A 17364-nucleotide genomic window follows, 5' to 3' on the forward strand; every position below is an offset into this window, starting at 1 on the left:
GTCGAATATCGCTAGTGCTCGGGGAGTCCCCAGAAGGCGCCGTGCAGGCCCGCGGCGGTGAAGTGGGCGGCGGCCGACGAGGGGTCCCGGCGGATGTGGCCGCGCTCCAGGCGCCCGTCGTACCAGCCGCGGGCCAGCCGCCACAGCGTGGGCAGGTCCATCACATAGCCCCGCTCGCGCCCGGTGCGCTTCAGCCAGGCGTCGACGCAGCCGGTGGAGCAGAACAGGCGCTGGTTGCCGCAGGTGTGCACGATGTCGTCCCACATGTGCGCGACGGGGACGAGGAAGTGGGCGACCTGATCGCCCGGGGGAGGGGTGTCGCGGCGGGCGACCCAGGCGTGCGGGGCGTCACAGGCCGGGCACCGGGTGGCCACCAGCACGTCCGGCTCGTCCCGGAGCAGGTGCGGGATCGCGAAGGAGTCCCACGCGCAGCCGCCCCACCACAGGGTCCGCGAGCCCATGATGGAGAACCCGAGAGGCACCGAGGAGAAGGGGTGCGCCATGACGATGTCACCGGTGGCGGTGTCGATCACCAGGTCGCGGGTCTGGTGCAGGAGCTCCAGCGCCTGCCGTACCTCCCGGTTGTCGAACCCGGTGCGGGCCGCCAGCTCGGCCGCGCCGGGAGCGCGGCCGATGCGGGCGAATCCACCGTAGACGGCCAGGCGGACCTCTTCGGCCCGCTCTGTCTCGGACATGTCGGCTTCCTCTCGCGGATGCGGCGTACGGGGACCTGCGGGTCTCCTGCTGCATGGTGCCGGACATGTTACGTCGTCCGCCGAACCCGGCGCAGGGCGGACGCAGGACACCCGCAGGAGGGATCCTGACAGATCCGGTACGTGAACCGCGCGTCGAGGAAGATCAGCCTCCTGGCTCCGCGAACGCCGGGAGGGGCACAACCGGGTCGGCCGTGTCGGCCGGGCCGCGGATGAGCTGCCTGCAGTCGGCGATCGCGGCCGTCAGCAGCTCGCGCAGCAGCGTGTCCGGATCGGGGATGCACGCCTGGACGATGCCCACCACGGACAGCTGCACCGCGTTGGGCGCCGCGTAGCGACGGAAGCCCTTCTCGGTGATCCGCGCTGCCCGGCTGAACCTGTGCGCCTGGGCCGCCGCCTGCGGGACCTGGGCCATCGCCTCCTGGGTCTGCTCACTCAGCCGCCCTGGCGGCAGGCCGTCGAGCCTGGCCAGCATCTCCTCGGCGGCCAGGATGGACACCGCCAGCGCGAGCTGACGCTCGGCCGCGGCCACCGGCAGCGCCGTGGTCGCGCAGCGCAGCGAGAGCCGGGCGTCGACCCGCAGGTCATCGCTGGACAGGCCGATGATGGAGGGGACAAGCCCGATGAGCCGGCCCCGCTTGTCGTCCGAGGTGTTGTCGTTGACCAGGCGGGCGAGGGCGGCCAGCAACGGATGCGTACAGGCCGGGTGGTCGCTCCACCGCTCTCCGGCCAGGTAGGAAGCTAGCTCCATGAAGCAGGCGCCCCGTTTCGGGTTGCGGTGCTTGCCTCTGGAGAGAACCGGCATGTGATCAAGATGGTTGTCCACGGGTGCTCCACTGGTTCGCGGGATCGCCGTCTTTCCAGTCTGCGCTGATGTGCGCGGCAATACCAGTGATCGGATGTCCTTTTCGCCGATTGCGCGTACTCCTCATGGGGTTATATTGGGGTTATTCCAAGCGGAAGGTGCGTGCGGTGCCGAAGATCAACGTTTATCTGCCGGACGAGTTGGCGGAGGCGGTCAAGGAGGCGGGGGTGCCGGTGTCGGCGGTCTGCCAGCGGGCCCTGGAGCAGGCGGTGCGCCGGGTGACCGCCATCAGGGAGACGGTGCTGACCGACCTCGACCTCGAGGTGCCCACGGGGGCGCTGATCCACCTGACGGACCGGACGCGCACCGTGCTCAAGCTGGCGGCCGATCGGGCCGGCGCGGCCGGCGCCACGGCCGTCGGCACCGGGCACCTGCTCGCCGGCCTGCTCGACGAGGGCGGCAACCTCGCCCTGCACGTGCTGCGCGCCATGGACATCGAGCCCGGCCAGGTCGGCCGCGACCTTGCGCAGCGGACGCCCGCGCCGCCGCCGGGCGAGGCCGGACCGGCGCGGCGCTTCAGCGGGACGGCGGCCAACGCGCTGGAGTTCGCCGTCACGGAGTCCACCTCGCTCGGGCACAACTACGTCGGCTGCGAGCACCTCCTGCTCGGCCTCGTCGCCGAGCCCGACGGGACCGCCGGGCAGGTCCTGCGCGGGCTCGGCGCCGACCCCCGGCTGACCAGACGCGCCGTGGTGGCGGCCCTGGCGGGGTACGTCCACCTGCGCGCCCAGGCCCAGAGACCGGCCCAACCGGCGGACGCGGCGAATCCGGCGGACATGGCCCAGCTCCTGGCCTCCGTGGTGCGCGATCAGCTCCAGCCTCTCCTGGAGCGCATCACGCGCCTGGAAGAGCGTGCCGGCCTCGACCCCGACGCCTGAGGGGGCCTTCATGAGCTCCCGGGCGCGGATGGCGGCGTTCCGCTTCGCCGTCATGGCGGTGATCGTGGCGGGCGTGGTGATCGGAGCCCTGTGGTGACGCCCGGCCCCGCCGCCGGGTGGTGTGGCGCCCCTCGGCCCACCCCAGGGCCGAGAGCGGGCGTCAGGCTCCCGGGGCCGGGGCGGGCGTCAGGCTCCCAGGGCCGGGGGCACGGGTCAGGCTCCCGGGGCCGGGGGCACGGGTCAGGCGCGCAGTTCCGGTGGGAAGCCGGTCCAGCGGAGTGCGGCGGGTAGGTGCGTCATGTCGTTGTGGACCAGGACGGCGGGCAGCCGGTCCGGGGCGTAGCGGATGACGGTCAGGGCGGCGTTGGCCTGGTTGATCCCCAGCCAGCGCCACGGGGGAGCGCTGTAGGCGTCCCGCACCAGCCAGCCGATCAGGAAGTTGTGCGTGACGACGAGCTCGTGGCGGTCCCGCTCGCCCGCCACCGGGCCGGTGAACCGGTCCAGCGCCTCCTGGGCCAGGGCCCGGCCACGGTCGCGATCCTCCGGGCCGAAGTGGCTGAGGAAGCCGGTCAGATGGCCGGTCGCCTCCGGCGGCAGCTCCTCGGGCGCGGGGACGTACGGGATGAAGTCGCCGGCCGCGTCCGACACCCGCACGTCGGGACAGTCCAGCTCGGCGGCGATGAGCCGGGCGGTCTGCGCGGCCCGGGGCAGCGGGCCGTGGTGGACCGCCGCGAACGGGACGTCCCGCAGCCGTCTGCCGAGGAGTTCGGCCTGGTGGCGGCCGTCGGCGCTGAGCCCGCTCTCGTCCGGCAGCGCCTCGCCGTGCCGGACGAGGTACAGATATCGAGGGGCCACGCCGGTTACCTCCGGTCTCTCCTTCGGGCATCGGCACCTTAACCCATCCGGTTCGGGCACCCGCGCGGGGAAGTCAACAAGGGCCGGCCCGTGCTAGGTTGCCCACGTTTCCTGACATGAGCGCCGCCGTCGGACGGGGTCATCTCCGACGCGCGGGCTCCTTTCTCCGTATGGGGGCCAACGGTGAGGTGGGCGCTGTTCCTGCTGGTCGCGGCGGCGTTGTGGGGGGCGGTGCCGACGGCGACAGCGCTCGCCGACAGCCCCGGCACCCGAACATCGGAGGTCTCCGCAGACGCCCCCGGCCGGGTGGCGTTCGTCGGCGTGCCAGGCCTGCACTGGGACGACGTCGACCCGGCGCGCACCCCCAACCTGTGGCGGCTGGCCGGGCAGAGCGACCTCGGCTCCGTCTCGGTGAAGACGCTCGGCACCGTGGCCTGCCCGTTCGACGGCTGGATGACCGTCTCGGCGGGCATCCGCTCCGCCTACGGCCAGGCCTGCGGCCTGCCGCCCGCCCCCGAGAAACTGGGCGAGGGGGCGCGGGTGCCCGGGTTCGCCGAGCTGCTCGCCAAGCGTGACGGCGGCTACGTGGGCACGCTCGGCACCGCCGTGCACGGCGCGGGCCAGTGCACCACGGCGGTCGGCAGAGGCGCCGCGCTCGCGCTGGCCGACCGCGACGGCAAGGTGGACCTCTACGCCGAGAACCCCGCCGCCCTGACCGACTGGGCACGCTGCCAGGTGCTGGCCGTGGACGTCGACGAGCTGATCACCCCCTACCTGGTGGACGGCAAGCTGGCCAAGGAGCCGGAGGCGGTGCCGGCCGACGCGCGCCGGGCGGCGGTGCGCGCCGCCGACGCCGAGGTGGGCGCGGTGCTGGCCAAGCTGCCCGCCGACACCCAGGTGGTGCTGGCCGGGATCGGCGACCACGGGTCGGTGCCGCACCTGCGGGTGGCGATGTGGAAGCGGGCCGAGGCGACGGGCGCTTACCTCGGCACCCGCTCGACCCGGCGCGACGACATCGTCATTCTCACCGACATCACGCCCACTGTGCTGACCGCGGCGGGCATCGCGATCCCGCCCACGATCATCGGCCTGCCGTGGCAGGCGGGGGAGCGGGCCTCCCTGGAGGAGGTGGTGGCCGAGCTGCGCAGGTCGGACCTGATGGGCACGAGCGTGCGCAGCACGACCGGCCTGTTCTTCACCGGGTTCGCGATCACGCAGGTGGCCTTCTACGCGATCGCCTACTACGTGCTGTCCCGGCGCAGGAAGGCCACCGCGGTCGGGGTGGCCGCGCTCGGGGTCGCCTCGATCCCGGTGTCCACCTACCTGGTCAACCTGCTGCCCTGGGTGCGCGGGGACCAGCCGGTGGCGCTGCTGATCGGCGGGGTGATCGCCATCGCCGTGGCGATCATGGGCGTGGCGGTGGCGGGTCCGTGGCGGCGCAGTCCGCTGGGTCCGCCCGCCGTGGTGGCGGGGATCACCGGGGCGGTGCTCGTCGGTGACCTGCTGACCGGGACGACGCTGCAGTTCAACAGCCTCATGGGCTACACCGCCGTGGTCGGCGGGCGCTATTACGGGCTGGCCAACATCCCGTTCGCGCTGCTGGCCACCGCGGTGCTGATGACGACCGCCGTGGCCGCCGACCATCTGGTCCGCGTCGGGCGCAGGCGGGTGGCGGTCGGGCTGGTGGCCGGGCTCGGCGTGGCCGCGATGCTGCTGGCGGGCTGGCCGGGGATCGGCAGCGACTTCGGCGGGGTGATCGCCTTCGTGCCGGGCATCGCGGTGACGGCGCTGCTGGTGGCCGGTCAGCGGGTGTCGGTGGTGAAGTTCGTCGGGTTCTGCGGGCTGGGCGGGGTGGCCGTCTCGGTGATCGCGGTGCTCGACTTCCAGCGGCCGCTCGCCCAGCAGACGCATCTGGGCAGGTTCGTCGGTCAGGTGATCGAGGGCACGTTCCTGCCGATGATCTTCCGCAAGCTGGGCGCGATGCTCAACACCATGCTCTCGCCGAACCTCATGCCGATCGTGATCGCGGGCCTGGCCTTCCTGATCTTCGCGATCATGCGGCCCGGCAAGATCAGCGCCGGGGTGGTGCCGCTGGCGTTCGCCCGCGCCCCCATGCTGCGCGCCGGGTTGATCGGCGCGCTGGTCAGCGGCGTGGTGGGCATGCTGGTCAACGACTCGGGCACCGCCGTGCTGTCCATGGTGGTGGCGCTGGCGGTGCCGCTGGTCCTCTACGCCGGGATCAACTCCGCGCCGGAGGAGGCGCAGGTGGCCGGACCTTTAGGGGATGACGCCGTGGACGGTGCTGCGAGCGGTGCCGCGAACGAGAGTGACGGGCACGCCGGAGTGGTGGCGGGCAAGGCGTAGGCGGGGCGTAGGCGGGGCGGCCGGCGTACCTCGGGCTGAAATTATCTTTTAGTTCACTCGTAAGCCTTGAAACTTATAGCCATGGGCGATTGAGTTCGGTCGTGCAGACCCTCCGTTCACTGGCCGCCGCCGTGCTCCTGTTAGGGCCCATGGCCCTGACGGCCGCCCCCGCGCAGGCCGACCCCCCGCCCCCCTCGGAGGACGCGCCGAAGGCGTCGTCCTACCCGCCCCCCTCGGTGATGCTCGCCGCGGCCGAGCCAGGCGACGGCCTGGACACGGTCAAGAAGACCAGGCCGGTCGCCCCGGGCATCTCCCTGACCTCGTTCGACCGGTTCGACGCGCTCGGCTGGCTGCGGGCCGACGCCCTCACCGCCGATCTCGGCGGCGGCGCCCGCGCCGACTACGTGTTCTCCGGCGAGGTGTCCAAGACCGAGCCCCTGTCCGGGCCCGCCGGGCGCTCGCGAGCCGTCGCGGCCGTCAACGGCGACTTCTTCGACATCAACAACTCCGGCGCAGCCCAGGGCGTCGGCGTCCAGAACGGCAAGCTCGTCCAGTCGCCCGTCGCCGGCCACGACAACGCGGTCGCGATCACCGGTGACGGCGTCGGCCGGGTGCTGAAGATGTACTTCGAGGGCACCGCCACGAAGACCGGCGGCACGCCCGTCAAGCTGACCCAGTTCAACCAGATCGTGCAGAAGGACGGCGTCGGGCTGTTCACCCCGCTGTGGGGCTCCTACACCAGGGCCCGCGCCGTCGAGGGGGCCACCTCCGTCACCGAGGTCGAGCTCGTCGACGGGAAGGTCACCGCCGTGCGGCAGACGGCCGGCAGCGGGCCGATCCCGGCCGGGACCACGATCCTGCTCGGTCGCGACGCCGGGGCCGCCGCCCTGGCGGCGCTCCGGCCGGGGGACGCGGTCGAGGTCGCGTACCGGCCGAGGGCCTCCGACGGCAGTCAGGTCAAGGCCGCGGTCGGCGGTAACTACGTGCTGGTCAAGGACGGACAGGCGCAGCACTCCACCGACCAGGCCGCGCATCCGCGCACCGCCGTCGGCTTCTCCGCCGACGGCACCACGATGTACCTGCTCACCGTGGACGGCCGCCAGGCGGACAGCCGCGGCGTCACCCTCGACCAGCTCGCCGCCATGATGATCGAGCTGGGCGCCGCCGACGCGCTCAACCTCGACGGCGGCGGCTCCTCCACCATGCTCGCCCGCGAGCCCGGCCAGGCCGGCGCCCAGGTGGAGAACAGCCCGTCCGACGGCGGCGAGCGGCACGTCCCCAACGGCCTCGCGCTCTATGCGCCCGAGGGCAGCGGCAGGCTCAAGGGCTTCTGGGTGGAGACCGCGAGCGACCCGGCCAAGGCGCCCGGCGCCGCCCCGGTCGGTGGCGGGCGCCCCGACCGCGTCTTCCCCGGGCTCACCCGCCGGCTCACCGCCGCCGGATACGACGAGACGTACGGACCGGCGAGCGGAACACCGCGCTGGCGCTCGACTCCGGCCGCGCACGGCGTCATCCGCGACGGGAAGTTCCACGCCCTGGTGCCCGGCACGGCGGAGGTCACCGCCGCGAAGGGCACGGCCAAGGGCAGCCTGGAGCTGACCGTGCTGCAACCGCTGCGGCGGCTCGGCGCCACCACCGACCGCGTCGGCCTGCCAGGCGCCGGCGGCACGGCCGCGTTCGGCGTCGTCGGATACGACCGCAACGGCAACTCCGCGCCCATCGAACCGGGCGACCTCACCCTCGACTACGACCGCGACCTGTTCGAGGTGACCCCCGCCGAGCAGGGCCACTTCACCGTCAAGGCCAAGCGGGAGACCGGGGCCGGGCTCATCACCGCCAAGGTCGGCAAGCTGAGCACGGCCGTGCCTGTCACGGTCGGCTTCGAGGACAGGCCCGTCGCCGCCTTCGACGACGCCGCCTCGTGGACCTTCGCCGCCGCGCGCGCCACCGGCTCGCTGGCGGCCGCGCCGGGGCGGGAGGGCGGCGGGCTCAAGCTCGCCTACGACTTCACCCAGTCCACGGCCACCCGCGCCGCCTACGCCAGTCCGCCGCAGCAGATCGTGGTGGAGGGGCAGCCGCAGGCGTTCGGGCTGTGGATCCACTCCAGCGGCAAGGGCGAGTGGCCCAGCCTGGAGTTCTACGACGCCACCGGGCAGTCGCAGATCCTGCGGGGGCCGTACCTGACGTGGACCGGCTGGCAGTATGTCGAGTTCGCGGTGCCGGCGGGCGTCAGCTACCCGCTCAAGCTGCGGCGCTTCTACGTGGCGGAGACCAAGGCCGACGCGAGCTACACCAACGAGATCCTGATCGACGGGCTGGTGGCCAAGGTGCCGCCGTCGGTCGAGACACCCCAGCCGGCGAAGGTGGCCGATCCGGTGGTCAGGGAGCAGGTGGCGGACATGCCGTGGCGGTTCGCGGTGATGTCCGACGCCCAGTTCGTGGCCCGGGACCCCGACAGCGACATCGTGCGCAACGCCCGCCGCATCCTGCGGGAGGTCAAGGCGGCCAAGCCGGACTTCCTGCTGATCAACGGTGACCTGGTGGACGAGGCGTCGCCGGAGGACTTCGCGCTGGCGAAGAGGATCCTCGATGAGGAACTCGGCGGTGAGCTGAAATATCACTACATCCCGGGTAACCATGAGGTGATGGGCGGCCAGATCGACACCTTCAAGGCCGCCTTCGGGAACACGTACCGGAGCTTCGATCACAAGGGCACCCGCTTCATCACGCTCGACACCTCCAGGCTCACCTTGCGCGGCGGCGGGTTCGAGCAGATCGCGCTGCTGCGCGCGCAGCTCGACAAGGCGGCCGAGGACCGCTCGGTCGGCTCGGTGGCGGTGCTGTTCCACGTGCCGCCGCGCGACCCGACGCCCGGCAAGGCCAGCCAGCTCGGCGACCGCAAGGAGGCCGCGCTGGTCGAAGGCTGGCTGGCCGACTTCCAGCGGGAGACCGGCAAGGGCGCCGCCTACATCGGCGCGCACGTCGGCACGTTCGACGCCGCCCGGGTGGACGCGGTGCCGTACTTCATCAACGGCAACTCCGGCAAGAACCCGGCCACCGCGCCCGGCGACGGCGGCTTCACCGGCTGGTCGCTGTGGGGGGTGGACCCGGTGACGGACAAGGAGGCCGCGCACGTCCGGCGGAACTGGTTCGTCGACGCGCCCACCTGGATCGGCGCTCAGGTCCGCCCGCACGTGGACGACCTCACGCTGACCGCGCCCGCTACGGTCGCGATCGGCGCCCCGGCGCGGGTCAGCGCCGCCGTCAGGCAGGGCACGCGGGTGGTCCCCGCCGCCTACCCGGTGTCGGCGCGCTGGTCGGGCTCGCCCAACCTGCACGTCGGTCCCCGGTCCACGGCCAAGCCGCAGCACGTCGCCGTACTCGACCCCGACAGCGGCACGCTGACGGCTCTGCGCAAGGGGACCGTCACCGTGGCGGTGACGGTCAGCGGCGAGACCAGGCAGGCCGGCGTCGCCCTCACGGCCCGAGCGGCGGGCTGAACGCGGGGGACGGGCACGGACGCCGTGCCCGTCCCCATGGCTCGTTCACCCCGCCGGCGAGCAGAACTCGGGGACAGGGGCCATGGTGAGAGGCAAGGGGCCATGGGGGTGGGCGCGGTCTGAGGTTCGTCACCGCGGGTAGGACGTTGCTGTATGACCGACGAGATCAAGGACCGGGCGGGCGCACATGGCCGCTGACCTCACCGTCCCTCCGGGCCTGCACCGGATCATCGAGGACCTGGCGCTGGCCGACCATCACGCGCACGGTGTCAGCGGACACGACCTGTCGCGGGTCGAGTTCGAGCAGCTGATCACCGAGTCGGACCGGCCGGTGCCGGAGTGGATGACCCAGTTCGACTCCCAGCTCGGCTACGCCATCCTGCGCCACTGCGCGCCCGTGCTCGGCCTCGAACCGCACGCCTCGCCCGAGGCCTATCTGGCCCGCCGTGCCGTGCTCGGCGCCGACGAGGTGAACCGGCGGCTGCTCACGGCCTCGGGTGTCGGCCACTATCTGATCGAGACGGGCTACCGGGCCGGGGAGATCCTCGGCCCGTCCGCCATGGCCGAGGTCACCGGCGTCCCGGTGGAGGAGGTGGTCCGCCTGGAGGCCGTTGCCGAGCAGGTCGCCGCCACCGGAGTGACGGCCGCCGGGTTCGCCGCCCGCTTCGCCGAGGTGCTGTGGGAGCGCACCCGGTCGGCGCGCGGGCTCAAGACCATCGTCGCCTACCGCCACGGCCTCGACTTCGACCCCGCCCCGCCCGAGCCCGCCGAGGTGACCGAGGCGGCCGGACGGTGGCTGGCCACGGGGGGCGCCCGCCTGGACGAGCCGGTGCTGCTGCGCCACCTCATCTGGGCCGGTCTGGAGCGGGGGCTGCCGCTGCAGTTCCACATCGGCTACGGCGACCCCGACCTGGACCTGCGCCGCGCCGACCCGCTGCTGCTGCGCGGCCTGATCGAGCTGGCCGAGCCGGTGGGCGTGCCGCTGATGCTGCTGCACTGCTACCCCTTCCACCGGCACGCCGGCTACCTCGCGCACGCGTACCCGCACGTCTACTTCGACATCGGCCTGGCCGTTCACCACACCGGCGCGAGGAGCGACGCGCTGGTCGCCGAGTGCCTGGAGGTCGCGCCGTTCGCCAAGCTGCTGTTCTCCTCCGACGCGTGGGGGCCGGCCGAGCTGCACCACCTCGGGGCGGTGCTGTGGCGGCAGGCGATGGCCCGCGTGCTCGGCGGCTTCGTCGCCGACGGCGAGTGGTCGTCGGAGCAGGCGGTGCGGGTGGTCACCATGGTCGGCGCCGGCAACGCGCGCCGCGTCTACGGCCTGGGAGTGGCCGCGTGACGGGAACACATCATCGCGACGTCCTGCTGCGCGAGGTGCTGCGCGCGGAGCTGCACGCCGCCCAGGAGCTCAGACGGGAGCTGCACGCCCAGCCGAGACTGTCGGGCAAGGAGGGGCCGACGCTCAAACGGGTGCTCGAAGCGCTCCCGGACGGGCAGGTCGAGTACGTCGCCGGCACCGGCGCCATGCTCCGGGTGGGCGGCAGGGGCCCGGCCGTGGGCGTGCGCGGCGAGCTGGACGCGCTGCCGCTCGTCGAGCGCACCGGGGTGCCGTGGGCTTCGGCGAACGGCGCCATGCACGCCTGCGGCCACGACGTCCACCTGGCCGCCGTGGTGGCGCTCGCCCGTACGGTCCACCGGGTCGCGGGCATCCTGGAGGCACGGCGGACGCGGCGCGCCGGCCTCGAAGCGGTGGCCGAGGACGCCGACCGGGTCGCGCCGCTGGTCGTGGTGCTGCAGCCGCGCGAGGAGAGCTTCCCGTCCGGCGCCAGGGACATCGTCGAGGCGGGCGCGCTCGAACGCCTCCAGGTGAACGCCATGGTGGGCGCGCACGTGCAGCCCGTGCTGGAGGCCGGCGTGATCGCCTGTACGCCCGGCGCGGTCAACGCCTCCGCCGACGAGTTCCGGGTGACGATCAGGGGCAGGGACGGGCACGCCGCCTACCCGCACCTGGCCCGCGATCCGGTGGTCGCCATGGCGCAGGTCATCGTCGCCGCCCAGCAGCTCGTCAGCCGGGTGACCGACCCGATGGTGCCGACCGTGGTGACGTTCGGCACGGTGCACGCGGGCACCGCGCCCAACGCCATTCCAGGCGAGGCGGTGGCCAGGGGGACCCTGCGGACGCTGTCGCGGACCTGGCGGGAGGCGCTGCACGCGCGCTTCGCCGAGCAGGTGCGGGAGGTGGCCGGGGCGCACGGGTGCGAGGCCGAGGTGCGGGTGTTCCCGGGGGAGCCGGTGCTCGTCAACGACGCGGTGCTGGCCGTACGGACCGGGGAGTTGCTGCGGGAGCAGGGGCACTCGGTCAGCGAGGAGCTGCGCTCCTGCGGCGGGGACGACTTCGCGCAGTACGGCGCGCTGGTGCCGTCGCTGATGATGTTCGTCGGCGTCGACACCGACGCGGGGCTGCACAGCCCCGACTTCCTGCCCGACGACTCCGCCGTGGCCGCGGTCGCGGAGAGCCTGCTCGCGGGCTATCTCGCCGCCTCCGAGGACGGGGTCAGCGCCCGGCGGTGAGCACGTCCCTGGCGATGGCCTCCCGCTTCGCCGCCTCGTCCGCCGTCGCCCGCTGCTCGGCCGCCACACGGACGTCGTAGGCGGCGCGGGCGGCGGCGATCTCGTTCTGGTGGCCCTCGGTCCAGGTGACGAGCGTGCGGATCGTCTCGTGCAGCGTCGCGCCGAGCGGGGTGAGCGCGTAGTCCACCCGGGGCGGCACGGTCGGGTGGACGGTCCGGCTCACCAGCCCGTCGCGCTCCAGATGCCGCAGGGTCCGGGTGAGCATGCGCTGGCTGACCCCGTCGATCATGCGGCGGAGCTCGGTGAACCGGAGGCTGCGCTTGTCGAGCAGCGCGATGGCCAGCAGCGACCACTTGTCCGCGACCCGGTCGAGGATCTGCCGGACCTCGCAGTCCACCCGCGTGTCCCACTGGAGAACGTCGTAGTCGCCGCCGGTATCCCCGCAGTAACCGGGGAACTCTGATGTGCCGTCTTCCATGCCCCTAGCTTCCTCCAGCAAGCTCCTTGGTTACAAGAAGGAACTGGCAATCACTTTGAATACCAAGGTTTATGGAAGGAAACGGATGATGTCCACATCAAGGGCCCGCATGGACGCGCGCTCCTGGAGCGTGCTGTTCGTCCTGGCGGGAGCGGTCTTCCTGGAGGGCATCGACGTGGCGATGCTCAACGTGGCGCTGCCGGCCATCCGGGCCGATCTCGGCCTGTCGACCGGGATGCTCAGCGGCGTCGTCAGCGCCTACGTGCTGGGATACGGCGGCTTCATGCTGCTGGGCGGCCGGGTCGCCGACGTCCTGGGCCGCCGCCGGATGTTCCTGTTCTGGCTGACCGTCTTCCTGGTCTTCTCCGGCCTCGGCGGCTTCGCCACCGAAGGCTGGATGCTGCTGGTCGCCCGGTTCGTCACCGGCGTGGCCGCCGCGTTCATGGCGCCGGCCGGGCTGGCGCTGGTCACCGGCAACTTCCCGGAGGGCCCGCTGCGCACCAAGGCGCTCGGTGTGTACGCCGGGACCGCCGCGGGCGGGTTCTCGCTCGGCCTGGTCGTGGGCGGGCTGCTGGCCTCGATCGGCTGGCGCTGGGTGTTCTTCGCGCCGGTGCTGCTGTCGGCGCTGATCCTCGTGGCGGCGGTGCCCCTCATCAAGGAGACCGCCCCGTCGCGGCCCGCCACCGGCGGTTTCGACCTGGCGGGCGCGTTCACCATCACCGGGTCGATGCTGCTGCTGGTGTACGGGGTGATCCGCCTGGAGCACCCCGGCGACGGCGTGGCGGGCACGATCCTGACGTTCGCCGCCGGGCTGGCTCTGCTGGCGGCCTTCGTGGTGATCGAACGGCGCTCGGCCGACCCGCTCGTACGGCTCGGCATCCTGCGCTCCGGGCCGCTCGTCCGGGCCAACCTGGGGGCACTGCTGTTCGTCGGCTCGTTCGCCGGGTTCCAGTTCGTGGCGACCCTCTACTTGCAGGAGGTGCGCGGCTGGAGCAGCTTGCAGACCGGTCTCGCCATGCTGGTGATCGGCCTGGACACCATTCTCGCCCCCACCCTGACGCCGCGGCTGGTGAACCGCTTCGGCAACGCCCGCGTGCTGTTCGGCGGGATCGTCGTGGCGGTCGTGGCCTACGCGCTGTTCCTGCCCATCGGGATGGACTGGACGTACACCGCGATGCTGCCGACCATGCTCCTGCTCGGCGTGGCGTTCTCCCTGGCGTACGGCCCGCTGACGATGGCCGCCACCGACGGGATCGCCGAGCACGAGCAAGGGCTGGCCAGCGGCCTGCTCTACACCTCGATCCAGTTCGGTACGGCGCTCGGGCTGTCGGCGGTGACCGCCGTCGCCGCGCTCGGCGACGCCACCACGGCCGAGGCGCGGCTCGGCGCCCTGCAGACCGCCCTGTTCGTCCCGCTGGCCGCCGCGGTCCTCGGCGTGCTGATCACCGCCATCGGCATCCGCTCCCGCCCCCGCCCCCGCTCCAGTGAACCCGAGCCCGCGCTCGCCGGCTGACAGCGCACGGCCGTTCAGCGACAAGAAGGAGGAACCAATGGCCACCAGAACATCGTTCGCCGCGATCGAGAGCCAGTTCAACGCCTACATAGGCGACATCGTCTACGCCACCATGACCACCGTGGACGCCAAGGGACGTCCCCGGGCGCGCGTCCTGATCCCGATCTGGGAGACGGTCGACGGCCGCCCCATCGGCTGGCTCGCGACGTACCGGACGCCGGTCAAGGCGGCGCACCTGGCGAACAACCCGCACACCACCTTCTCCTACTGGAGCCCTCGCCAGAACGCCGTCAGCGTCGACACCGTGGCCGCATGGGAAGAAGACGCGGAGGTCAGGCGCAGGGTGTGGGACCTCTACCGCACGGGCAGCCCGGCCGGAGCCGGTTATGACCTGGGCAACTTCTGGAAGAGCCCCGCGGATCCACAACTGCACGTGCTGCGGCTCACCCCCTGGCGGGTGCAGGTCATTCGCGGAGCGGATCTGCAGAGCAAGATCTGGCGGGCGGACTGAGCCGGGGAGGTGCGCGGGGGTCCCGGCCCCCGCGCACGTCCTATGCCGAGGATCGGCCAGATGGACATTGCTGACGAAAACCTCCCGAACCTCTAGGCTCTTGCGGCGATGGAATGCGAAGACTTCACCCCTGGTTCCGGCCGCCTCGACCCCCGGGCGGCCCTGCGCTCCGACGCCCCCAGCCTCGACCTGAACGGCACCTGGCGCTTCCGCCTGTCACCCACGGCCGGCGCCGCCGAGGACTTCGCCGCGCCCAGTTACGACGACTCCGGCTGGGACGAACTGCCCGTGCCGGCGCACTGGCCGCTGCACGGGCACGGCTCGCCCGCCTACACCAACGTCGCCTACCCCTTCCCGATCGACCCGCCGCACGTCCCTGCGGAGAACCCGACCGGCGACCACCGCCGCGCCTTCGACCTGCCGGACGGCTGGACCGGCGGCCGGCTCCGCTTCGACGGCGTCGAGTCGTACGCCAAGGTCTGGTTGAACGGGCACCTGCTGGGGTTCACCACCGGCAGCCGGTTGCCGGCCGAGTTCGACGCGGGACCCTGGCTGAAGCCGGGGCGCAACGTGCTGGCCGTACGGGTGCACCAGTGGTCGGCCGCCAGCTACCTGGAAGATCAGGACATGTGGTGGCTGCCCGGCATCTTCCGGGAGGTGACGCTCACCCGGTCGAGCGCCAACGTGTTCGTGCACGCGGGCTTCGCCGGCGGGCGGGGCACGCTCAGCTTCGAAGGGGACGGCCTGCTCAGCGTCCCCGAGCTCGGGATCAGCGGCCTGGAGCCCGGCGTCGAGATCACCGCCGAGGTGGAGCCGTGGACCGCCGAGACGCCCCGGCTGTACGAGGCCGTCGTCACCACGGCCGAGGAGAGCGTCCGGGTGCGGGTCGGGTTCCGGACGATCGGCATCGAGGACGGGGTGCTGCTCGCCAACGGGCGGCCGCTGCTGTTCAAGGGGGTCAACCGGCACGAGTTCCACCCCTCCCACGGGCGCGCGGTGCCGTACGCGACCATGCGCGAGGACGTGCTGCTGATGAAGCGGCACAACATCAACGCCGTCAGGACCAGCCACTACCCGCCGCACCCCGACTTCCTGCACCTGTGCGACGAGCTCGGGCTGTGGGTCATCGACGAGTGCGACCTGGAGACGCACGGCTTCACCCAGGTCGGCTGGCGGCGCAACCCCAGCGACGACCCCCGCTGGGAGGAGGCGTACCTCGACCGGATGCGCCGCACGGTCGAACGCGACAAGAACCACCCGAGCGTCGTCATGTGGTCCCTCGGCAACGAGGCGGGCGTGGGCCGCAACCTCGCCGCCATGGCCGCCTGGACGCGTGAGCGCGATCCGTCGCGGCCGATCCACTACGAGGGCGACCTGTCGTGCGCGGACGTGGACGTGTACTCGCGGATGTACGCCTCGCACGCCGAGGTCGAGGCCATCGGCAAGGGCGTCGAGGACCCGCTGGACGACCCGGAGTTGGACGCGCGGCGGCGGCGGATGCCGTTCGTGCAGTGCGAGTACGCCCACGCGATGGGGAACGGGCCCGGCGGGCTCGCGGAGTATCAGGAGCTGTTCGAGCGGTATCCGCGGCTGGCGGGCGGGTTCATCTGGGAGTGGATCGACCACGGCCTGGCCCACCCCACCCTCGGGTACGCCTACGGCGGGGACTACGGCGAGCCGGTCCACGACGGGAACTTCGTCATCGACGGGCTGGTGTTCCCGGACCGGACGCCGTCGCCCGGACTGCTCGACCTCAAGAAGGTGTACGAGCCGGTCGCGTTCTCCTTCTCGGAGAGCTCGGTGACGGTCCGGAGCACGTACGGCTTCCGCGACCTGTCCCACCTGTCCTTCTCCGGAGAGGTGGAGGCGGAGGGCGTGCCGCGGGCGGCGTTCCCGCTGGCGGTGCCCGCCGGCGGCGGTGAGGTCAAGCTGCCCGCGTTCCCCGCGGAGGAAGGCGAGAGATGGCTCACCGTCCGCGCCGTCCTGGCCGGCGACGAGCCCTGGGCGGACGCGGGCCACGAGGTGGCCTGGGCCCAGGTCCCGCTCACCGCCGGCGGCACCCCGTACCAGGGGACGGACGACCTCAGCGGCACTCCCTACCGCCCGTTCCCGCCCGCCGGGAGCGTCATTCCCGCTGAGGGATCCGCTCTCGAGCGGGCCTCCGAAGGCCCTGCCTCCGAAGGCCCTGCCACTGAAGGTGCTGCCACCTTCCTCACCCCAGCCACGTACGGCGAGGAGATCGAGGTCGGCGGGGCGACGTTCGACCCGGTGACCGGTCGTCTCACCCGCCTGTTCGGCCTCGACGTCGACGGGCCGGCGCTGGAGCTCTGGCGGGCGCCGATCGACAACGACCGGTACAGCGGTGCGGAGTGGCGGTGGCGGCAGCTCGGCCTGGACCGGCTCACCCATCGGGTGGACGCGGTCGAGACCGGGGACGGGCTGGTCGTGCGTACCCGGGTGGCACCGGCGGCGACCGACCTCGGGATGCGGGTCACGTACCGGTGGATCGCCGTGGGGGAGGGGCTGGAGCTGGTCGTGGACGTGGAGCCCGACGGCGAGTGGAGCGAGCCGATCCCCCGGCTCGGCGTCGCCATGTCGCTGCCGGGCCGGTTCGACCGGGTCACCTGGTTCGGGCGGGGACCGGGGGAGGCATACCCCGACACCGGGATGGCCACCAGGGTCGGCCGCTGGAGCGCGAGCATCGACGAGCTGCAGACGCCGTACGTGTACCCGCAGGAGAACGGGCAGCGGGCCGACGTCCGCTGGGCGGAGCTCACCGGGGGCGGCGGACCCGGGGTCAGGGTGACGGGCGATCCGGTGTTCGGGCTGACCGCCCGCCGCTGGAGCACCGCCGACCTCGACCGGGCCACCCACCTGCCGGACCTGGTGCCGGGGGAGCGGGTGCACGTCAACCTGGACCTCGCCCAGCACGGCGTGGGCACGGCCGCGTGCGGGCCCGGCACCCTGCCCCGGTACGAGCTGACGGCTCGGCCGGCGACCCTCCGCCTCCGCTTCGACCCGGCGTAGACCTCGGCTGAGCAGGCCGCCGGTCCCCGGCCCCGGCCCCGGCTGAGCAGGCGGTTGGTCCCCGTCCCCGTCCCCGTCCCCGTCCCCGT

Annotated in this window: 13 protein-coding genes; 9 read left to right on the forward strand and 4 right to left on the reverse strand. The window is 72.8% G+C overall.

The window, feature by feature from the left end; genetic code table 11:
* Positions 1-11: 11 nt before the first annotated feature.
* Both merB and OHA68_RS33540 read right to left on the reverse strand, forming a co-directional pair.
* Positions 12-695: an organomercurial lyase gene (gene merB, locus OHA68_RS33535; RefSeq protein ID WP_327103819.1), complete on the reverse strand. Its 684-nt coding sequence runs from the start codon at positions 693-695 to the stop codon at positions 12-14.
* 163 nt (positions 696-858) lie between these two features.
* Complete coding sequence (locus OHA68_RS33540) at positions 859-1518, reverse strand: hypothetical protein (RefSeq protein ID WP_327103820.1); 660 nt, start codon at positions 1516-1518, stop codon at positions 859-861.
* 167 nt (positions 1519-1685) lie between these two features.
* Here OHA68_RS33540 and OHA68_RS33545 point away from each other — a divergent pair, with 167 nt between their 5' ends.
* Together OHA68_RS33545 and OHA68_RS33550 are read left to right on the forward strand one after the other, a co-directional pair.
* The gene (locus OHA68_RS33545; RefSeq protein WP_327103821.1) at positions 1686-2456 is read left to right on the forward strand and encodes a Clp protease N-terminal domain-containing protein; all 771 of its coding nucleotides are present in this window, start codon (positions 1686-1688) and stop codon (positions 2454-2456) included.
* Positions 2431-2553, forward strand: coding sequence for a hypothetical protein (locus OHA68_RS33550; RefSeq protein WP_327103822.1), 123 nt, complete (start codon positions 2431-2433; stop codon positions 2551-2553). The genes OHA68_RS33545 and OHA68_RS33550 overlap by 26 nt, the downstream gene beginning before the upstream one ends.
* A 143-nt stretch (positions 2554-2696) precedes the next feature.
* Here the strand turns inward: OHA68_RS33550 and OHA68_RS33555 are convergent, their stop codons facing one another.
* Positions 2697-3311 (reverse strand): histidine phosphatase family protein, encoded by a 615-nt coding sequence (locus OHA68_RS33555; RefSeq protein WP_327103823.1) that lies wholly within the window; start codon positions 3309-3311, stop codon positions 2697-2699.
* A 183-nt stretch (positions 3312-3494) separates the two neighbouring features.
* On the opposite strand from OHA68_RS33555, the gene OHA68_RS33560 reads away from it, so the two are divergent.
* The 4 genes from OHA68_RS33560 to OHA68_RS33575 all read left to right on the forward strand — a co-directional run bounded on the left by OHA68_RS33560 (position 3495) and on the right by OHA68_RS33575 (position 11746).
* The gene (locus tag OHA68_RS33560) at positions 3495-5675 is read left to right on the forward strand and encodes an alkaline phosphatase family protein (protein ID WP_327103824.1); all 2181 of its coding nucleotides are present in this window, start codon (positions 3495-3497) and stop codon (positions 5673-5675) included.
* Positions 5676-5776: 101 nt separating this feature from the next.
* Positions 5777-9175 (forward strand): phosphodiester glycosidase family protein, encoded by a 3399-nt coding sequence (locus OHA68_RS33565; RefSeq protein ID WP_327103825.1) that lies wholly within the window; start codon positions 5777-5779, stop codon positions 9173-9175.
* 187 nt (positions 9176-9362) lie between these two features.
* Positions 9363-10514: an amidohydrolase family protein gene (locus OHA68_RS33570; protein WP_327103826.1), complete on the forward strand. Its 1152-nt coding sequence runs from the start codon at positions 9363-9365 to the stop codon at positions 10512-10514.
* Positions 10511-11746, forward strand: a complete 1236-nt coding sequence (locus tag OHA68_RS33575) for a M20 metallopeptidase family protein (protein WP_327103827.1) — start codon at positions 10511-10513, stop codon at positions 11744-11746. Before OHA68_RS33570 ends, OHA68_RS33575 begins: the two co-directional genes overlap by 4 nt.
* On the opposite strand, the gene OHA68_RS33580 is transcribed toward OHA68_RS33575, so the two are convergent.
* The gene (locus tag OHA68_RS33580; RefSeq protein ID WP_327103828.1) at positions 11730-12224 is read right to left on the reverse strand and encodes a winged helix-turn-helix transcriptional regulator; all 495 of its coding nucleotides are present in this window, start codon (positions 12222-12224) and stop codon (positions 11730-11732) included. The genes OHA68_RS33575 and OHA68_RS33580 overlap by 17 nt on opposite strands.
* 85 nt (positions 12225-12309) lie before the next feature.
* Between OHA68_RS33580 and OHA68_RS33585 the strand changes: the two genes are divergently transcribed.
* The 3 genes from OHA68_RS33585 (at position 12310) to OHA68_RS33595 (ending at position 17275) form a co-directional block, all read left to right on the forward strand.
* The gene (locus OHA68_RS33585) at positions 12310-13737 is read left to right on the forward strand and encodes an MFS transporter (protein ID WP_327103829.1); all 1428 of its coding nucleotides are present in this window, start codon (positions 12310-12312) and stop codon (positions 13735-13737) included.
* A 37-nt stretch (positions 13738-13774) separates the two neighbouring features.
* Positions 13775-14248 carry a pyridoxamine 5'-phosphate oxidase family protein gene (locus tag OHA68_RS33590; protein WP_327103830.1) on the forward strand — a complete coding sequence of 158 codons (474 nt, stop codon included), beginning with the start codon at positions 13775-13777 and terminating at the stop codon, positions 14246-14248.
* A gap of 108 nt (positions 14249-14356) precedes the next feature.
* On the forward strand, positions 14357-17275 hold the full coding sequence (locus tag OHA68_RS33595) for a glycoside hydrolase family 2 TIM barrel-domain containing protein (RefSeq protein ID WP_327103831.1): 2919 nt from the start codon (positions 14357-14359) through the stop codon (positions 17273-17275).
* The last annotated feature ends 89 nt before the right edge of the window (positions 17276-17364 follow it).

Origin of the sequence: Nonomuraea glycinis, assembly GCF_035920485.1 — a bacterium.
Lineage (GTDB): Bacteria > Actinomycetota > Actinomycetes > Streptosporangiales > Streptosporangiaceae > Nonomuraea > Nonomuraea glycinis.